Origin of the sequence: Pseudomonas sp. LAIL14HWK12:I1 (assembly GCF_003202095.1) — a bacterium.
Lineage (GTDB): Bacteria > Pseudomonadota > Gammaproteobacteria > Pseudomonadales > Pseudomonadaceae > Aquipseudomonas > Aquipseudomonas monteilii.
Genome location: NZ_QJKG01000008.1, coordinates 65674 through 83004, shown reverse-complemented (window position 1 = coordinate 83004; position 17331 = coordinate 65674). Strand labels below are relative to the sequence as shown.

Below are 17331 nucleotides of genomic sequence, written 5' to 3'. Positions count from 1 at the left end.
ATGAGCGCCAGCACAACTGCAACAACACGTCACGACTGGTCCCTGGCCGAGGTCAAGGCGCTGTTCCAGCAACCGTTCAATGACCTGTTGTTCCAGGCGCAGACCGTGCACCGCGCGCATTTCGACCCGAACCGCGTGCAGGTTTCGACCCTGCTGTCGATCAAGACCGGCGCCTGCCCGGAAGACTGCAAATATTGTCCGCAGTCCGGCCACTACAACACCGGGCTGGAAAAACAGAAGCTGATGGAAGTGCAGAAGGTGCTGGAAGAGGCCGCGCGCGCCAAAGCCATCGGCTCCACCCGTTTCTGCATGGGCGCGGCGTGGAAGCACCCGTCGGCCAAAGACATGCCCTATGTGCTGGAGATGGTCAAAGGTGTGAAGGCCATGGGCCTGGAAACCTGCATGACCCTCGGCAAACTCGACCAGGAGCAAACCGTGGCCTTGGCCCAGGCGGGCCTGGACTACTACAACCACAACCTCGACACCTCGCCGGAGTTCTACGGCAGCATCATCACCACCCGCACCTACAGCGAGCGCCTGCAAACCCTGGCCTACGTGCGAGATGCTGGTATGAAGATCTGCTCTGGCGGCATCCTGGGCATGGGGGAGTCGCTGGACGACCGCGCCGGCCTGCTGATCCAGTTGGCCAACCTGCCCGAGCACCCGGAGTCGGTGCCGATCAACATGCTGGTCAAGGTGGCCGGCACGCCGCTGGCCGAGGAAGAGGATGTGGACCCGTTCGACTTCATCCGCATGCTGGCCGTGGCCCGCTTGCTGATGCCCAAGTCGCACGTGCGCCTGTCCGCCGGCCGCGAGCAAATGAACGAGCAGATGCAGGCCTTGGCTTTCATGGCTGGCGCCAACTCGATCTTCTACGGCGAAAAACTGCTGACCACCGCCAACCCGCAGGCCGACAAGGACATGCAACTGTTCGCGCGCCTGGGTATCAAGCCCGAAGCGCGTGAAGAGCACGCCGACGAAGTGCACCAGGCGGCCATCGAGCAGGCGTTGGTCGAACAGCGCAGCAGCGAGATGTTCTACAACGCTGCATCGGCCTGACATGGCCTTCGACCTGGCGGCGCGCCTGGCCGAACGGCGCGCCGCAGACCTGTATCGGCAGCGGCCACTGCTGGAAAGCCCGCAGGGGCCGGAAGTGGTGGTCGACGGCCAGCGCTTGCTGGCTTTCTGCAGCAATGACTACCTGGGCCTGGCCAACCACCCTGAAGTGATCGCCGCCTGGCAGACCGGCGCCAAGCGCTGGGGTGTGGGCGGCGGCGCTTCGCACCTGGTGGTCGGCCACAGCACGCCGCACCATCAGGTTGAAGAGGCGTTGGCCGAACTGACCGGGCGCCCGCGTGCGCTGCTGTTCTCCACCGGCTACATGGCCAACCTGGGTGCTATCACCGCATTGGTGGGGCAGGGCGATACCGTGCTGCAGGACCGCTTGAATCACGCGTCCCTGTTGGATGGCGGGTTGCTCAGTGGCGCCCGCTTCAACCGCTACCTGCACAACGACCCGGCCAGCCTGGCCAGCCGCCTGGACAAGGCCGTCGGCAATACCCTGGTGGTGACCGATGGCGTGTTCAGCATGGACGGCGACCTGGCCGAACTGCCGGCACTGGCCGATGTCGCCCGGGCGCGTGGTGCCTGGCTGATGGTCGACGATGCCCATGGTCTGGGTACCTTGGGTACGCAGGGGGGCGGTATCGTCGAGCACTTCGGCCTGGGCGTGGAGGACGTGCCGGTGCTGATCGGCACGCTGGGTAAGGCCTGCGGTACTGCCGGTGCCTTTGTTGCCGGCAGCGAAGAGCTGATCGAAGCGCTGGTGCAATTCGCCCGCCCCTACATCTACACCACCAGCCAGCCACCCGCACTTGCCTGTGCCACGCTAAAGAGCCTGGAGTTGCTGCGCCGCGAAACCTGGCGGCGTGAGCATCTGACTGCGTTGATTCGCCAGTTCCGCGAAGGCGCGCAGCAGATCGGGCTGCAACTGATGGACAGCCCAACGCCGATCCAGCCCATCGTGATCGGCGACAGCGCACAGGCCCTGCGCCTGTCGCGCATGCTGCGCGAGCGCGGCTTGCTGGTGACTGCCATACGCCCACCCACCGTGCCGGCAGGCAGTGCGCGCCTGCGGGTGACCCTGAGCGCCGCGCACAGCAAAGCGCAGGTGCAGCTATTGTTGAATGCATTGGCCGAGTGTTATCCACAGTTGGAGAACGCCGATGCGTAATCGCCTTGTACTGCTGCCCGGCTGGGGCCTGGGCACTGCTTCACTGGAGCCGCTGGCCGCCAGCCTGCGCGCCCAGGACGCCCGCCTGCAGGTGGAGTTGATGCCCTTGCCGGAACTGGCCGACAGCGATGTTCAGGCCTGGGTCGACCACCTGGATCGCAAGCTGCCGAACGACGTGTGGCTGGGCGGCTGGTCGCTCGGCGGCATGCTGGCCAGCGCCTTGGCACACAAGCGCGGTGACCATTGCTGTGGCCTGCTGACCTTGGCCAGCAACCCCAGCTTCGTGGCCCGCCCGGACTGGCCCCATGGCATGGCCGAAGACACCTTCGGCACCTTCCTCGATGGCTGCCGCAGCCATACCCAGGTCACGCTCAAGCGCTTCCGCACGCTGTGCAGCGATGGCGCCCAGCAACCGCGCACGTTGCTGCGGCAACTGGGTGTCGGCGTGCCGGATACCGACCCGCTGTACCTGGCCACAGGCCTTGAAGTGCTGGCCAGGCTTGATACCCGTGAAGCCCTGCAGGCCTATGCCGGCCCGCAGTTGCACCTGTTTGCCGGTAGCGATGCACTGGTGCCGTCAGAGGCGGCAAAAGCGTTGAGCGAGTTGTTGCCCGATGTGGAAGTGGGCCTGGTCGAAGACAGTTCCCACGCATTCCTGCTGGAGTATCCGCAGGAGCTGGCGGCGGGCATCAAGAGTTTTCTGCATGAGAGTGGCGATGACTGACCTTTCCCGTCCGACTTTACCCGGCGCGCTGCCCGACAAGCGCCAGGTGGCCGCTTCGTTCTCCCGCGCTGCCGCCAGCTACGACAGCGTGGCAGCCTTGCAGCGCGCTGTAGGTTTAAGCCTGCTGGAGCAGTTGCCGACTGGCCTGCAGCCGTCGCGCTGGCTGGACCTGGGCAGCGGCACTGGCCATTTCAGCCGTATCCTGGCGCAGCGTTTTACCCTGGCCAGCGGCGTGGCGGTGGATATCGCCGAAGGCATGCTGCGCCATGCCCGTCATGAACAGGGTGGGGCGCAGTATCACGTGGCAGGTGATGCCGAGCGTTTACCGCTGCGTGACGGCAGTGTCGACCTGGTGTTTTCCAGCCTGGCTGTGCAGTGGTGCGGCCAGTTCGCCAGCGTGCTGGCAGAGGCCTCGCGTGTGCTGCGCCCCGGCGGTGTGCTGGCCTTCAGCAGCCTGTGCGTGGGCACCCTCGACGAGCTGCGAACCAGTTGGCAGGCAGTGGATGGCCTGGTGCATGTGAACCGCTTCCGCCGTTTTGAGGATTATCAGCGCCTGTGTGCTGGCAGCGGGCTGGAACAGCTTCAATTGCAGCGTTGCCCGCACGTGCTGCACTACCCGGATGTACGAAGCCTGACCCATGAACTCAAGGCGTTGGGGGCACACAACCTGAACCCCGGGCGACCTTCCGGGCTTACCGGTCGGGCGCGCATGCAGGGCCTGTTGCACGCCTATGAGGCATTTCGCCAGCCTGCGGGGCTGCCAGCCACCTATCAAGTGGTCTATGGTGTGTTGCGCAAGCCACAGGCGTAAGGGGAGCACGATGAGCCAGGCCTATTTCATCGCCGGTACCGATACCGATGTCGGCAAGACCACCATCGCCGCCGGGCTGTTGCATGCGGCGCGGTTGCAGGGCATGAGCACGCTGGGCGCCAAGCCGGTGGCCTCGGGCTGCACGATGACGCCGAAAGGGTTGCGCAACAGTGATGCCCAGGCGCTGATCGATGAAAGTACGATCAAGTTGCCGTATGAGCAGGTCAACCCGTTCGCCTTCGAGCCGGCGATTGCGCCGCATGTCGCGGCGCGCGAGGCGGGGGTGACGCTGGCCGTGCCGGCGCTGTTGGCAGCGATGCGCAATGTGCTGCAACAAAATGCCGATTTCACGTTGGTTGAAGGTGCGGGTGGCTGGCGTGTGCCGTTGTCGGGGTTGGAGAACCTTTCGGACCTTGCCGTTGCCCTTAAATTGCCAGTGATACTGGTTGTGGGCGTTCGCTTGGGTTGTATCAGCCATGCCTTGCTCAGCGCCGAGGCGATTGAGCGTGACGGGCTGCAGTTGGCCGGGTGGGTAGCGAACATCATCGAGCCGCGTACTTCGCGGCTGGAAGAAAACCTGGCCAGCCTGGCCGAGCGCCTGCCGGCGCCTTGCCTGGGGCGGGTACCCAAACTCAAGCAGGCCAGTGCCGATATGGTGGCTGAACACCTGCAACTGGATCTTCTGGATTAGTGGCTTCCTGGCCTGACGGTTTGGCGTGCAGGAATACCCAAGGCCTATCAGCTGGCACCAGGCCATTAGGGATTTAAACGGGCCTTTTCACGGCAGGCCTGCTTTAATTGAGCCTGTTCGTCATCCAGCGTCAATGGAGTCCTGACATGGAAATCACCGGTAGCTCCGCCTACTACGCGGGCCTGAGCGCAATCCAGACCGGCCAGAACCGCGTCGATCAGGCCGCCGGCCAGATCGCCAACACCACCGCCGAACGTACCGCCACCAGCCAGTCCAGCGACTTCCAGGCTGAGCGTTTGCGCGCGGTCGACCGCAGCCAGCAGATGGACCTGGCCACCAGCACCGTGCAGATGGCCTTGGGCAAAACCGAAGTCGGGCTTGGCGCAAAGGTGGCCAAGGCATCCGACGAAATGCTCGGCCGGATTATCGACACTTACGCCTGACAGTTCGCCCCTTCGAATTTAACCCAGCCCCTGTGGGAGCGGGCGTGCCCGCGAAAGCGTCAGGTCAGGCACCTCAATGGCCTGATCGGACGCTTTCGCGGGCACGCCCGCTCCCACAGGAGCATTGTTTTCTCTAGGTTTGGCGTATTTGCCATTTTTCGTGGCGTAAATGGCACCATAGTCCATCCTTGACAGAACGCGGTGCTAAACGTAAGTTTCAAACAACTGTTTGATAAGACGGCCGCCAAGAGCTGGTCACCCCACAGAACTGACTCAGAGGTTCATCGCAATGCCTGATTACAAAGCCCCCTTGCGTGATATCCGCTTCGTTCGCGACGAGCTGCTTGGCTATGAGGCGCACTATCAGAGCCTGCCGGGCTGCCAGGACGCCACGCCTGACATGGTCGACGCGATCCTCGAAGAAGGCGCGAAGTTCTGTGAGCAGGTGCTTTCGCCGCTGAACCGTGTGGGTGACCAGGAAGGCTGCACCTGGAGCGAATCGGGCGTTAAGACCCCGACTGGCTTCAAGGCAGCCTACGAACAGTTCGTCGAAGGCGGCTGGCCGAGCCTGGCCCATGACGTCGAGCACGGCGGCCAGGGCCTGCCAGAGTCGCTGGGCCTGGCCCTGAGTGAAATGGTCGGTGGTTCGAACTGGTCGTGGGGCATGTACCCAGGCCTGTCCCATGGTGCGATGAACACCATCTCTGCGCACGGCACCCCCGAGCAGCAGCACACTTACCTGACCAAGCTGGTGTCCGGTGAGTGGACCGGCACCATGTGCCTGACCGAGCCACACTGCGGCACCGACCTGGGCATGCTGCGCACCAAGGCCGAGCCACAGGCTGACGGCAGCTATAAGGTGTCGGGTACCAAAATCTTCATTTCGGCCGGTGAACACGACATGGCCGACAACATCGTCCATATCGTCCTGGCCCGCCTGCCGGACGCACCGGCCGGTACCAAGGGTATTTCGCTGTTCATCGTGCCGAAGTTCCTGCCTAACGCCGAGGGCGGTGTGGGTGAGCGCAACGGCGTGAGCTGCGGCTCCATCGAACACAAGATGGGCATCCACGGTAACGCTACCTGCGTGATGAACTTCGATGCGGCCACCGGTTACCTGATCGGCCCGGCGAACAAAGGCCTGAACTGCATGTTCACCTTCATGAATACCGCTCGCCTGGGTACCGCGCTGCAAGGCCTGGCCCACGCCGAAGTGGCGTTCCAGGGTGGCCTGAAGTACGCCCGTGAGCGCCTGCAGATGCGCTCCCTGACTGGCCCGAAAGCGCCGGACAAGGCTGCTGACCCGATCATCGTCCACCCGGACGTGCGCCGCATGCTGCTGACCATGAAGGCCTTCGCCGAAGGCAACCGCGCGATGGTGTACTTCACGGCCAAGCAGGTGGACATCGTCAAGTACAGCCAGGACGAAGAAGAGCGCAAGAAGGCCGATGCCCTGCTGGCGTTCCTGACCCCGATTGCCAAGGCGTTCATGACCGAAGTCGGCTTCGAGGCCGCCAACCATGGTGTGCAGATCTACGGCGGCCACGGCTTTATCGCCGAGTGGGGCATGGAGCAGAACGTACGCGACAGCCGTATCTCGATGCTGTACGAAGGCACCACCGGCATTCAGGCGCTGGACCTGCTCGGCCGTAAAGTGCTGATGACCCAGGGCGAAGCACTGAAGGGCTTCACCAAGATCGTGCACAAGTTCTGCCAGGCGCAGGAAGGTAACGAAGCGGTCAAGGAGTTCGTCGAGCCGCTGGCGGCAATCAACAAAGAGTGGGGCGAGCTGACCATGAAAGTGGGCATGGCCGCCATGAAGGACCGCGAAGAGGTGGGTGCGGCCTCGGTCGATTACCTGATGTATTCCGGCTATGCCTGCCTGGCCTACTTCTGGGCCGACATCGCCCGCCTGGCGGCCGAAAAACTGGCAGCCGGCACCAGCGAAGAGGCGTTCTACACCGCCAAGCTGCAAACGGCGCGTTTCTACTTCCAGCGCATCCTGCCGCGCACCCGTACCCATGTGGCGACCATGCTGTCGGGTGCCAACAACCTGATGGCGATGGACGAAGAAAACTTCGGCCTGTCGTACTGATCCTACCGCTGTACACGGAACCCGCCTGCCCTCACCGGCAGGCGGGTTTTTCGCATCTGGGGCCAATTGACCCAACGGCAAATTCAACTGTTCATGTGCACTGCCGATGAACTAAGGGCACAATGCCACTATTGATCTGCCGGGTTGGAGATTACCCTTGTTTCGTCTTAATGCTGTTCGCGCAAGCCACTTCCTGCCTTCGCTGTTCTTGTTGCTGGCAGGGCTCGCCGCAGCCTATGTGAGAGACCTCAGCGTCTTTTTCACATCGCTGTTCAATGTCTTGCCTACTTTGGTTCTGCTGCTGGGCGGCGCCTACTGCGCCGTGTATCGCCGGCAACGTGAGCTGTTCCTGATGCTTACGGTGTACATCGCCTACTTTCTGCTCGACACCCAGACCGACTTCTACCGTGACCATGGCCGCGTGCGCGAGGACGCGGCGGTAATCTTCCACCTGGTGTGCCTGTTGCTGCCCACGCTGTTCGGCTTGTATGGCGCCTGGCAGGAACGTACCCACTTGCTGCAGGACCTGGTTGCCCGCGGCGCTGTGCTGTTTGCCGTGGGCAGCGTGGCGGTGGCCCTCGAACAAAGTTACCCCGAAGCCCTGTTGAGCTGGTTGGCGGAAATCCGCTGGCCAGCCTTGCATGGCCAGTGGATGAGCCTGATCCAGATGGTTTACCCACTGTTCCTCGTAGTGTTCATCCTGCTGGTAGTGCAATACCTGCGTGCCCCCAGGCCGCTGCATGCTGCGCAGTTGACCGGCCTGCTGGGCATTTTCTGGATGCTGCCGCAAACGTTCATCCTGCCGTTCACCCTTAACATCATGTGCAGCCAGGTGATGTTGATGATCGCCGCAGCGGTAGCGCACGAGGCCTACCAGATGGCCTTCCGCGACGAGCTGACCGGTCTGCCGGGGCGCCGCGCGCTGAACGAGCGCATGCAGCGCCTGGGGCGCAACTATGTGATCGCCATGACCGACGTGGACCACTTCAAGAAATTCAACGATACCCATGGCCACGACGTGGGTGACCAGGTGTTGCGCCTGGTGGCCAGCCGTTTGTCCAAGGTGACTGGCGGCGGCCGGGCCTACCGATATGGCGGCGAGGAGTTCGCCCTGGTGTTCGCGGGCAAGACAGCCGAGGAGTGCGTGCCCCACGTGGAAGCGGTGCGTGAGGTGATCGCCAACTATGTGATGCACCTGCGCGATCAGTACAACCGCCCGCAGGACGATACGGCCGGGCGCCAGCGCCGGGCGGGCAGCAGTGGCGGCACGGTGTCGGTCACCATCAGTATCGGCGTGGCCGAGCGCCAGGCCGATCATCGCAACCCCGAAGCGGTGCTGAAATCCGCCGACCAGGCGCTGTACAGCGCCAAAGGCGCGGGACGCAATTGTGTCATGGTGCATGGGCAACAATCGCAGCGAGGGGCCGTACGCACCGCGTGACCATGCAATACTGTATGGTCAATTGATGACCCTATGTCTCGTAAAAGTTGTTCGGTTACACTGCCAGTAACCCCTGTGTCGCGGTTCCCCGAGACCGCCCCGACCCGACTAGCGAGAGGTTGTCATGGCTGACTATAAAGCGCCCCTGCGCGACATGCGCTTCGTACTGAATGAAGTCTTCAACGTGGCCGAGCAGTGGGCGCAGTTGCCCGGGCTGGCTGACGTTGTCGATGCCGACACCGCTCTGGCCGTGCTGGAGGAAGCCGGCAAGGTCACCGCCAAGTCCATCGCGCCGCTCAGCCGTGCCGCAGATGAAGAAGGTTGCCACTGGGACAACGGCGCTGTGCGCACCCCCGCCGGTTTCATCGAGGCCTACAACACCTACGCCGAAGGCGGTTGGGTCGGCGTGGGTGGCGACCCGCTGTTCGGCGGCATGGGCATGCCCAAGGCCATCTCGGCCCAGGTCGAGGAAATGGTCAACGCCTCCAGCCTGGCCTTTGGCTTGTACCCGATGCTGACCGCCGGTGCCTGCCTGTCGATCAACGCCCACGCCAGCGAAGCGCTGAAGGAAAAGTACCTGCCGAACATGTATGCCGGCGTATGGGCCGGTTCCATGTGCCTGACCGAGCCGCACGCCGGGACCGACCTGGGCATCATCCGTACCAAGGCCGAGCCCCAGGCCGATGGCAGCTACAAGGTCAGCGGCACCAAGATCTTCATCACCGGTGGCGAGCACGACCTGACCGAGAACATCATCCACCTGGTGCTGGCCAAGCTGCCGGACGCACCGGCGGGGCCGAAAGGTATTTCGCTGTTCCTGGTGCCCAAATTCCTCGTCAACGAAGATGGCAGCCTCGGTGCACGCAACCCGGCCACTTGCGGTTCGATCGAACACAAGATGGGCATCCAGGCCTCGGCTACCTGCGTGATGAACTTCGACGAAGCAGTCGGCTATATCGTCGGTGAGCCGAACAAGGGCCTGGCGGCCATGTTCACCATGATGAACTACGAGCGCCTGGGTGTTGGTATACAGGGCCTGGCCTCGGCCGAGCGCTCCTACCAGAACGCCGTGGAATACGCCCGCGACCGCCTGCAGAGCCGTGCCCCTACTGGCCCGCAGGCCAAGGACAAGGCCGCCGACCCGATCATCGTCCACCCGGACGTGCGCCGCATGCTGCTGACCATGAAAGCGCTGATCGAGGGCGGCCGCGCCTTCTCCACCTACGTAGCCATGCAACTGGACAGTGCCAAGTACAGCGAAGATGCCAGTGTGCGCAAACGCAGCGAAGAGCTGGTGGCGCTGCTCACGCCGGTGGCCAAGGCCTTCCTCACCGACCTGGGGCTGGAGTGCGCGGTGCATGGTCAGCAGGTGTTCGGCGGGCATGGCTACATTCGCGAATGGGGGCAGGAGCAGTTGGTGCGTGATGTGCGCATCACACAGATCTACGAAGGCACCAACGGCATCCAGGCCCTCGACCTGATGGGGCGCAAGGTGGTGGCCAGTGGTGGCGCGTACTACCGGTTGTTCTCCGACGAGATCCGCCAGTTCATTGCCAGCGCAGGTGGCGAGCTGGACGAATTTGCCAAGCCGTTGGCGGCCAGCCTCGACCAGCTCGACGGGCTGACTGAGTGGGTGCTGGAAAAGGCCAAGGGCAACCCGAATGAAATCGGCGCGGCTTCGGTCGAGTACCTGCATGCGTTTGGTTATGTGGCCTACGGCTATATGTGGGCACTGATGGCACGGGCGGCCAAGGCGGGTGAGGGCGACGAGGCGTTCTACTTGGGCAAGCTGGGTACGGCGCGGTTCTACTTTGCGCGGTTGCTGCCAAGGGTGGATTCGCTGGTGGCGTCGGTGAAGGCGGGCAGTGAATCGCTGTACCTGCTGGATGCCGAGCAGTTCTGACGTATTTAGGGGCCGCGCGGCGGCCCCGATTTTCGGTATGTCTGGGAATGAATCCCCTTTGTAAGCTTTTTCCTACACGACGTGGTGACTTTTCACCACTGTTCTCAGATTGGATCCACGGTTAATCTTTACCCCATGGACGTTGCGCAGGAAGCGCAAAGGACAGATCAAGGAAGACGACGAAGGACCACCTGCCAGGATGGCGGGGCGATACGGATGTCACAGGGAAACAGTCTGGAAAACCCCGCTTCGGCGGGGTTTTCTTTGTGTGCGTGTTTTTCAGGCCAGCACATCCAGCGGTGATGCGCCCAACAGGCGGGCGTCCGTCTCTTCTTCCAGCAGCGTGCGCAGTAGCTCCACAGAGGCCTGCTGGCGCTGGGCATCGCGGAACACCAAGCCAACCTTCAGCGGCACCCGTGGCTCGCTCAATGGTTTCCACAACAGCCCCTGATCATCTTCGGCGGCCTCCTTGGCCCGCCCCGGCAGGATGGTTGCCAGCGCCGTGTGCGCCAGGCTGTCGAGAATACCCGCCATGTTGTTCATCTCAGCCTGAACCTGCGGTCGACGGCCCTGGCTGGCCAGTTGCGCCTGCCAGATCTGACGGATCTGGAATTCTTCGCCAAGCATCAGCATGGGCAATTCGGCAGCCTGGCGGATAGACACCTTCTTGAAATCCTTCAGCGGGTGAGTATCTGGGATGACCAACTGCAGCTCGTCTTCATACAGCAGCAGGCCATGCAACCCGGGCTGGCGCGGTGGCAGGTAGCTGATGCCGATGTCCAGGCTGCCGTTGAGCAGGCGCCGTTCGATCTCCAGCCCCGACAACTCGTAGATCTGCACGACAAGGTGCGGCTGTGCCTTGCGTAGCCGTTCGAGCAGCTGTGGCACCAGGCTCGGTCGCACGGTCTGCAGCACGCCGATGGCCAGGGTGCGTAACGACTGGCCCTTGAAGTTGCGCATGGCTTCGTGGGCGCGCTGTAGGCCGTCAAGCAAGGGCAAGGCATGGTTGTACAGGGTATGGGCAGCCAAGGTGGGCAACAGGCGCTTGTTGCTGCGCTCGAACAGGCTCAAATCAAGGCTGTGCTCCAGTTGCCGGATCTGCTGGGAGAGTGCCGGCTGGGACAGCGACAGGCGTTCTGCAGCGCGGCCCACGTGGCCTTCTTCATACACCGCGACGAAATAACGCAGTTGGCGGAAATCCATAAGTAACACTTATCGAAAATGCTGGAAAAACGAAATGGTCGAAAACCCTTGCGAAGCCTAGTCTATCGCCGTATTCCAACGGGTTACAGCGATGAATCGTTCGATTGTTACCCCGGATGAAAAACACTTTTGATAGGCAAGGCAAAATATCGAGTGGCGGCACCAAGACCGCACCGTTGCCGCCCCTTACCGTGATTGGTTGGAGCCCTGATGAACCTGTTCAACCTGCGCCGCTCGGCCCCTGTCGCTGCCGCTGAGCCCAAGCGTGCGCCGGTGATCGTGCCGCAAGCCGATGAGCTGTCGCGTGATCGCCTGATGCCCAGCGCCGAGCGCGCAGCGCAGGTGTTCGTGCGCGGCCAAGGCTCCTGGTTGTGGGACAGTGAAGGGCATGCCTACCTGGACTTCACCCAAGGCGGCGCGGTCAACAGCCTGGGCCACAGCCCCAGCGTGCTGGTGAAAGCGCTGAGTAACCAGGCCCAGGCGTTGATCAACCCGGGGTCGGGTTTCCATAGCCGTGGCTTGCTGGGGTTGGTGAACCGCTTGTGTCAGAGCACTGGCAGCGACCAGGCCTACCTGCTCAACAGTGGTGCCGAGGCCTGCGAAGGCGCGATCAAGCTGGCGCGCAAGTGGGGCCAACTGCACCGCAACGGCGCCTATCACATCATCACGGCCAGCCAGGCCTGTCACGGTCGCAGCCTGGGTGCTCTGTCGGCGTCCGACCCGCTGCCATGCAACCGCTGCGAGCCTGGGCTGCCGGGGTTCAGCAAGGTGCCGTTCAATGACCTGGCGGCACTGCACGCCGAGGTGGATTCACGCACCGTGGCGATCATGCTCGAGCCGATCCAGGGCGAGGCGGGCGTGATTCCGGCAACCCAGGAATACCTCAAGGGTGTGGAAACGCTCTGCCGCGAACTAGGCATCCTGCTGATCCTCGATGAGGTGCAGACCGGTATTGGCCGCTGTGGTGCGCTGCTGGCCGAGGAAACCTACGGCGTGCGTGCCGACATTATCACCCTGGGCAAGGGCTTGGGCGGTGGGGTGCCACTGGCCGCCTTGCTGGCTCGGGGTACGGCGTGCTGCGCCGAGCCTGGCGAACTGGAAGGCAGCCACCACGGCAATGCACTGATGTGCGCTGCCGGCCTGGCGGTGCTGGACACCGTGCTTGAGCCTGGCTTTTTCACGCAAGTGCAGGACAACGGCCGTCACCTGCGTGAAGGCCTGAGCCGGCTGGCCGGGCGCTATGGCCAGGGCGAAGTGCGTGGGCAAGGCCTGCTGTGGGCATTGCAACTCAAAGAAAACCTGGCCCGTGAACTGGTGGCTGCGGCGCTGCACGAAGGCCTGCTGCTCAATGCGCCACAAGCGGATGTGGTGCGTTTTTCACCTGCGCTGACCGTGAGCAAGGGCAACATCGACGAAATGCTGCTACGCCTGGCACGCGCTTTTGCCCGCCTTCATGCCCAGCAGCAGGCCCGCCGCGAAGTGCCGGCCTGACTGTGTAGCAACACTGAGAATTCAACGAACCGTCTGGCGTTCCTGCGCATCGCCCCTGGCCTGTTTCATTCGGCCCGGGGCGTTTTTTTTGCCTGTGGAACCTCTGCGTAGAGCGGCTAGTCTGTGAGATAACCCCTTCAGGAGAGACTTGCATGGACTTTATTCGCATCATCATCGCCATCATCCTGCCGCCGCTTGGCGTGTTCTTGCAGGTGGGGTTTGGCGGGGCGTTCTGGCTGAATATTCTGCTGACCTTGCTGGGCTACATTCCGGGGATCGTGCATGCGGTGTACATCATCGCCAAACGGTGAGGTTTTCCGGGGCCGCCAAGCGGCCCCGGTATTTCAACCTTTCAACACCCGGCAATAGAACTTCCACTCTTCTTCCAGCGCATGCGCCAGGTTCTCTGCCTTGCGGAACCCATGCCGTTCCCCCGCATAGAAGTGCCCCTCGGCCTCAATCCCGTTAGCCTGCAGCGCCGCCAGCATCGACCGCGTCTGTTCCGGCACCACCACCGCGTCCAGCTCACCCTGGAAGAAAATCACCGGCACCTTGATCTGCCCCGCATGCAGCAGCGGCGTGCGCTGGCGGTAGCGCTCGGCATCCTGTTGCGGATCGCCGATCAGCCAGTCCAGATAATCGCCCTCAAACTTGTGCGTGGCCCGGCCCAGGGCAACCGGGTCGCTGACCCCGTACAGGCTGGCACCGGCGCGGAACACGTCGTGGAAGGCCAAGGCACAGAGGGTGGTGTAGCCACCCGCGCTTCCGCCACGGATGAACGCCTTGCGTTTGTCGACCAGGCCCTGAGCCGCCAGGTACTCGACCGCCGCGCAGGCATCGGCCACATCGCTTTCGCCCCAGCGCAGGTGCAATGCCTGGCGGTATTCCCGGCCATAGCCGGTGCTGCCCCGGTAATTCAGGTCGGCCACGGCAAAGCCGCGCTGGGTCCAGTACTGGATGCGAGGCTCGAGCACCGGATAACAGGCCGAGGTCGGCCCGCCGTGGATGAACACCACCAGCGGCGTGGCGCCTTGTGAGTGCGCTGCGGGGTAGAAGAATCCGTGGGCCCGCTCGCCGTCACTGCCATAGTGAATCGACTGCGGCAGGCTGATTTGCCCTGCCGGCAGTATCTCGGCCCCCCCGGCAAGCACACGTACTTCGTGGTTACTGCGGTCGATGGCAATCACTGCAGGCGGGCTGATGGGCGAGGCGGCAATGGCATAAAGGTGATCGCTGTCCATGGCCAGGCTGCGAAAGCGCGTGTAGCCACTGGCGAAGCGCTCCATACGTCCATCGGTGTTACGCAGCCCCAGTTGCCCGAAGCCGTCTTTGAACCAACTCGCCAGATAGCTTTGCGGCCCCAGTGCCAGCCAGGTGCAGGTACCCAATTGCCAGGGCGCAGCAGCATGGTCCGCAGTCTCGGCAGGCAACGCCTGCCAGTGGCCATCGACCTCGCCCCAGGGCTGCCAGAAGCCATTGCGGTCGGACAGGCCGTAGAGTCGGCCTTGGGCATCGAAACGCGGTTGTTGCAGCGATTCATCATCGCTTGCCACGCATTGCACGGGGCCCCAGTGGCCACTGCTGTCGCGTGAGCGGCACATCAATCGGGTGATAGTCCAGGGCTGTGCCGGCCGGTCCCATTCGATCCATGCCAGGCGCATGCCATCTTCACTCACTGTGGGTGAGGCGTAGAAATCGGCGCCCTCGGCGAGCACCACCCGGTCGCTCTCACTCAACGCGACAAGCCGATGCTCCACCTGCTCGGCATGGCGTTCCTCGACGGCCAGCACATGGCCATCGTGCCACTGCACATCGCCGTAGCGGCAGCTGGCATCCTGGGTCAGCGCACGCGGTTGCGAATCGTCCAGCGGCTGGGTGTAGACCTGCTGGTCCTTTTCGTTGACGAACACCAGCCCGTCGCCACCCAGGCAGAAGCTACCACCGCCGTACTCGTAGACCCGGCTGCGCACGCTGAAGCCATCCGGCGTCAGGCAGCGGGCCTGGTGGTACAGCCAGTGCCAGATACGGCAAGCACCATCGGCCGGGCGGAACTCGATCCAGAACAGCCCGTCGGCACTGGCTTTGAGTTCGGCGAAGTCGGTGCCGGCGGCAACGGCCTGGGCCGCGCTGAATTCAGCCACGGGCGATGACACGGGAGTTTCGTTCATTGCGGAAGGTCATCTGTTCAATGGCGAGCTGGGCGCTTTCTGCCTCCTCGCGGGCCTTGAGGATGATGCGGTGGTCGGCCGACTTGGCACACACCGGGTCGGCGTTGCTGGCATCACCGGTCAGCATGAAGGCCTGGCAGCGACAGCCGCCGAAGTCCTTTTCTTTTTCGTCACAGGAGCGGCACGGTTCGCGCATCCACTCGTAACCACGGAAGCGGTTGAAGCCAAACGACTCATACCAGATGTGGTGCAGGTCGTGGTCGCGGACATTGGGGAACTGCACCGGCAGCTGGCGGGCGCCGTGGCAGGGCAGCGCGGTGCCGTCCGGGGTAATGGTGAGGAACAGGTTGCCCCACCCATTCATGCAGGCCTTGGGACGCTCTTCGTAGTAGTCCGGGGTGACGAAGATCAGCTTGCACGGGTTGCCCTCGGCCTTGAGTTTGTCCCGGTATTCGTTGGTGATGCGCTCGGCCCGCTCAAGCTGCGCACGGGTCGGCAGCAGGCCCAGACGGTTGAGTTGCGCCCAACCGTAGAACTGGCAGGTGGCAAGCTCGACGAAGTCTGCTTCCAGGGCGATGCACAGCTCGATGATGCGGTCGATCTTGTCGATGTTGTGCCGATGGGTAACGAAGTTGAGCACCATCGGGTAGCCGTGGGCCTTCACGGCGCGGGCCATCTCCAGCTTTTGCGCAAAGGCCTTTTTCGAACCGGCCAGCAGGTTGTTCACCTGCTCGTCGCTGGCCTGAAAGCTGATCTGGATATGGTCCAGGCCTGCCTTCTTGAACTCAGCGATACGCGCTTCGGTCAGGCCGATGCCCGAGGTGATCAGGTTGGTGTAGTAACCCAGCCGGCGGGCTTCGCCGATCAGCTCAGCCAGGTCCTGGCGAACTAGCGGTTCACCGCCGGAAAAGCCGATTTGCGCCGCGCCCATCTCCCGCGCCTCGGCCATGACCTTGAACCACTGCTCGGTGCTCAGCTCCTGGCCCTGGGCGGCAAAGTCCAGCGGGTTGGAGCAGTACGGGCATTGCAGCGGGCAGCGGTAGGTGAGTTCGGCCAGCAACCACAGCGGCAGGCCGACCTCGGGCGTGGGCGGCAACTCAGGCGAGGACGATCCAGTGTTCGGCACGGGCCACCTCCATGAACTGCTCGATGTCGTCGGCCACTTCCGGGACATCGGGGAATTGCTGTTCGAGTTCGCTGATGATGGCGGCCACGTCACGTTGGCCGTCGATCAAGCCGCCAATCAGGCTGGCGCTGTCGTTGAGCTTGATCATGCCTTCGGGGTACAGCAGCACATGGCCTTTCTGCGCCGGTTCGTACTGGAAGCGGTAGCCGGGGCGCCAGTTCGGCACCTGATTGCGGTCGAAACTCATAGGGTGATCCCCTTGTGCCACACCCGTTCCTGGGTGACGGAATGATAGGGCGGGCGGTTCAGCTCGTAGGCCATGCTCATGGCGTCGAGCATGCTCCAGAGGATATCCAGCTTGAACTGCAGGATCTCCAGCATACGCTCCTGGGCCGCGCGGGTGGTGTAGTGCTGCAGGGTAATCGCCAAGCCGTGCTCTACGTCACGACGAGCCTGGCCCAGGCGGGTGCGGAAGTATTCGTAGCCGGCCGGGTCGATCCACGGGTAGTGCTGTGGCCAGCTGTCCAGGCGCGACTGGTGGATTTGCGGGGCGAACAACTCGGTCAGCGAGCTGCTGGCCGCTTCCTGCCAGCTGGCGCGGCGGGCGAAGTTGACATAGGCATCGACGGCAAAACGTACGCCGGGCAGCACCAGCTCTTGCGAACGCAGCTGGTCCGGGTCCAGGCCGACAGCCTGGCCCAGGCGCAACCAAGCTTCGATGCCGCCGTCCTCGCCGGGCGCGCCGTCGTGGTCGAGCAGGCGCTGGATCCACTCGCGACGTACTTCGCGGTCCGGGCAGTTGGCCAGGATCGCGGCATCCTTCATCGGGATGTTGACCTGGTAATAGAAGCGGTTGGCTACCCAACCCTGGATCTGCTCACGGGTGGCGCGGCCCTGGTACATCGCCACGTGGTACGGGTGATGAATGTGGTAATAGGCGCCCTTGGCGCGCAGGGCCTGCTCGAATTCGGCAGGGGACATTGGCAATGCGTCGCTCATCAG

General features: G+C 63.2%; 16 protein-coding genes. 11 read left to right on the top strand and 5 right to left on the bottom strand.

Annotation, left to right across the window (positions count from 1 at the left end; all coding sequences use genetic code 11):
• The 9 genes from bioB (at nt 1) to D906_RS19590 (ending at nt 10341) form a co-directional block, all read left to right on the top strand.
• Nucleotides 1–1059, top strand: coding sequence for a biotin synthase BioB (gene bioB, locus D906_RS19630; protein WP_016714563.1), 1059 nt, complete (start codon nt 1–3; stop codon nt 1057–1059).
• Nucleotide 1060: 1 nt separating this feature from the next.
• Entirely contained in the window at nt 1061–2233 is a 1173-nt protein-coding gene (gene bioF, locus D906_RS19625) for an 8-amino-7-oxononanoate synthase (RefSeq protein ID WP_025754041.1), read from the top strand.
• On the top strand, nt 2226–2957 hold the full coding sequence (locus D906_RS19620; RefSeq protein WP_019097161.1) for an alpha/beta fold hydrolase: 732 nt from the start codon (nt 2226–2228) through the stop codon (nt 2955–2957). Before bioF ends, D906_RS19620 begins: the two co-directional genes overlap by 8 nt.
• Complete coding sequence (bioC, locus tag D906_RS19615; protein ID WP_019097160.1) at nt 2950–3768, top strand: malonyl-ACP O-methyltransferase BioC; 819 nt, start codon at nt 2950–2952, stop codon at nt 3766–3768. Before D906_RS19620 ends, bioC begins: the two co-directional genes overlap by 8 nt.
• Nucleotides 3769–3778: 10 nt before the next feature.
• Nucleotides 3779–4459: a dethiobiotin synthase gene (bioD, locus tag D906_RS19610; protein ID WP_019097159.1), complete on the top strand. Its 681-nt coding sequence runs from the start codon at nt 3779–3781 to the stop codon at nt 4457–4459.
• 146 nt (nt 4460–4605) lie between these two features.
• Nucleotides 4606–4902 carry a hypothetical protein gene (locus D906_RS19605; RefSeq protein ID WP_019097158.1) on the top strand — a complete coding sequence of 99 codons (297 nt, stop codon included), beginning with the start codon at nt 4606–4608 and terminating at the stop codon, nt 4900–4902.
• Between the two features lie 289 nt (nt 4903–5191).
• Nucleotides 5192–6997 (top strand): phenylacyl-CoA dehydrogenase, encoded by a 1806-nt coding sequence (locus tag D906_RS19600; RefSeq protein WP_019097157.1) that lies wholly within the window; start codon nt 5192–5194, stop codon nt 6995–6997.
• A gap of 157 nt (nt 6998–7154) precedes the next feature.
• Nucleotides 7155–8438 carry a diguanylate cyclase gene (locus D906_RS19595; protein WP_019097156.1) on the top strand — a complete coding sequence of 428 codons (1284 nt, stop codon included), beginning with the start codon at nt 7155–7157 and terminating at the stop codon, nt 8436–8438.
• Nucleotides 8439–8562: 124 nt separating this feature from the next.
• The gene (locus tag D906_RS19590; protein WP_019097155.1) at nt 8563–10341 is read left to right on the top strand and encodes an acyl-CoA dehydrogenase C-terminal domain-containing protein; all 1779 of its coding nucleotides are present in this window, start codon (nt 8563–8565) and stop codon (nt 10339–10341) included.
• Nucleotides 10342–10620: 279 nt separating this feature from the next.
• On the opposite strand, the gene D906_RS19585 is transcribed toward D906_RS19590, so the two are convergent.
• Nucleotides 10621–11544: a LysR family transcriptional regulator gene (locus D906_RS19585; RefSeq protein WP_012270171.1), complete on the bottom strand. Its 924-nt coding sequence runs from the start codon at nt 11542–11544 to the stop codon at nt 10621–10623.
• A gap of 210 nt (nt 11545–11754) precedes the next feature.
• Here D906_RS19585 and D906_RS19580 point away from each other — a divergent pair, with 210 nt between their 5' ends.
• Nucleotides 11755–13035, top strand: a complete 1281-nt coding sequence (locus D906_RS19580; RefSeq protein WP_019097154.1) for an aspartate aminotransferase family protein — start codon at nt 11755–11757, stop codon at nt 13033–13035.
• Between the two features lie 152 nt (nt 13036–13187).
• Nucleotides 13188–13346 carry a YqaE/Pmp3 family membrane protein gene (locus D906_RS19575; RefSeq protein ID WP_009681539.1) on the top strand — a complete coding sequence of 53 codons (159 nt, stop codon included), beginning with the start codon at nt 13188–13190 and terminating at the stop codon, nt 13344–13346.
• A gap of 33 nt (nt 13347–13379) precedes the next feature.
• Here D906_RS19575 and D906_RS19570 read toward each other — a convergent pair whose 3' ends face one another.
• From D906_RS19570 to pqqC, 4 genes are read right to left on the bottom strand one after another with little or no spacing between them, the layout of a single operon-like run.
• Complete coding sequence (locus D906_RS19570) at nt 13380–15203, bottom strand: S9 family peptidase (RefSeq protein ID WP_027615918.1); 1824 nt, start codon at nt 15201–15203, stop codon at nt 13380–13382.
• The gene (gene pqqE / locus D906_RS19565) at nt 15169–16329 is read right to left on the bottom strand and encodes a pyrroloquinoline quinone biosynthesis protein PqqE (RefSeq protein WP_027615917.1); all 1161 of its coding nucleotides are present in this window, start codon (nt 16327–16329) and stop codon (nt 15169–15171) included. The genes D906_RS19570 and pqqE overlap by 35 nt, the downstream gene beginning before the upstream one ends.
• Nucleotides 16301–16576: a pyrroloquinoline quinone biosynthesis peptide chaperone PqqD gene (gene pqqD / locus D906_RS19560; RefSeq protein WP_003255595.1), complete on the bottom strand. Its 276-nt coding sequence runs from the start codon at nt 16574–16576 to the stop codon at nt 16301–16303. The genes pqqE and pqqD overlap by 29 nt, the downstream gene beginning before the upstream one ends.
• Nucleotides 16573–17328, bottom strand: a complete 756-nt coding sequence (gene pqqC / locus D906_RS19555) for a pyrroloquinoline-quinone synthase PqqC (protein ID WP_019097151.1) — start codon at nt 17326–17328, stop codon at nt 16573–16575. Before pqqC ends, pqqD begins: the two co-directional genes overlap by 4 nt.
• Nucleotides 17329–17331 lie beyond the last annotated feature (3 nt).

Coding starts and splice junctions, on each gene's coding strand:
- bioB (WP_016714563.1), top strand. CDS start 1: ATGAGCGCCAGCACAACTGCAACAACACGTCACGACTGGTCCCTGGCC.
- bioF (WP_025754041.1), top strand. CDS start 1,061: ATGGCCTTCGACCTGGCGGCGCGCCTGGCCGAACGGCGCGCCGCAGAC.
- D906_RS19620 (WP_019097161.1), top strand. CDS start 2,226: ATGCGTAATCGCCTTGTACTGCTGCCCGGCTGGGGCCTGGGCACTGCT.
- bioC (WP_019097160.1), top strand. CDS start 2,950: ATGACTGACCTTTCCCGTCCGACTTTACCCGGCGCGCTGCCCGACAAG.
- bioD (WP_019097159.1), top strand. CDS start 3,779: ATGAGCCAGGCCTATTTCATCGCCGGTACCGATACCGATGTCGGCAAG.
- D906_RS19605 (WP_019097158.1), top strand. CDS start 4,606: ATGGAAATCACCGGTAGCTCCGCCTACTACGCGGGCCTGAGCGCAATC.
- D906_RS19600 (WP_019097157.1), top strand. CDS start 5,192: ATGCCTGATTACAAAGCCCCCTTGCGTGATATCCGCTTCGTTCGCGAC.
- D906_RS19590 (WP_019097155.1), top strand. CDS start 8,563: ATGGCTGACTATAAAGCGCCCCTGCGCGACATGCGCTTCGTACTGAAT.
- D906_RS19585 (WP_012270171.1), bottom strand. CDS start 11,544: ATGGATTTCCGCCAACTGCGTTATTTCGTCGCGGTGTATGAAGAAGGC.
- D906_RS19580 (WP_019097154.1), top strand. CDS start 11,755: ATGAACCTGTTCAACCTGCGCCGCTCGGCCCCTGTCGCTGCCGCTGAG.
- D906_RS19575 (WP_009681539.1), top strand. CDS start 13,188: ATGGACTTTATTCGCATCATCATCGCCATCATCCTGCCGCCGCTTGGC.
- D906_RS19570 (WP_027615918.1), bottom strand. CDS start 15,203: ATGAACGAAACTCCCGTGTCATCGCCCGTGGCTGAATTCAGCGCGGCC.
- pqqD (WP_003255595.1), bottom strand. CDS start 16,576: ATGAGTTTCGACCGCAATCAGGTGCCGAACTGGCGCCCCGGCTACCGC.
- pqqC (WP_019097151.1), bottom strand. CDS start 17,328: ATGAGCGACGCATTGCCAATGTCCCCTGCCGAATTCGAGCAGGCCCTG.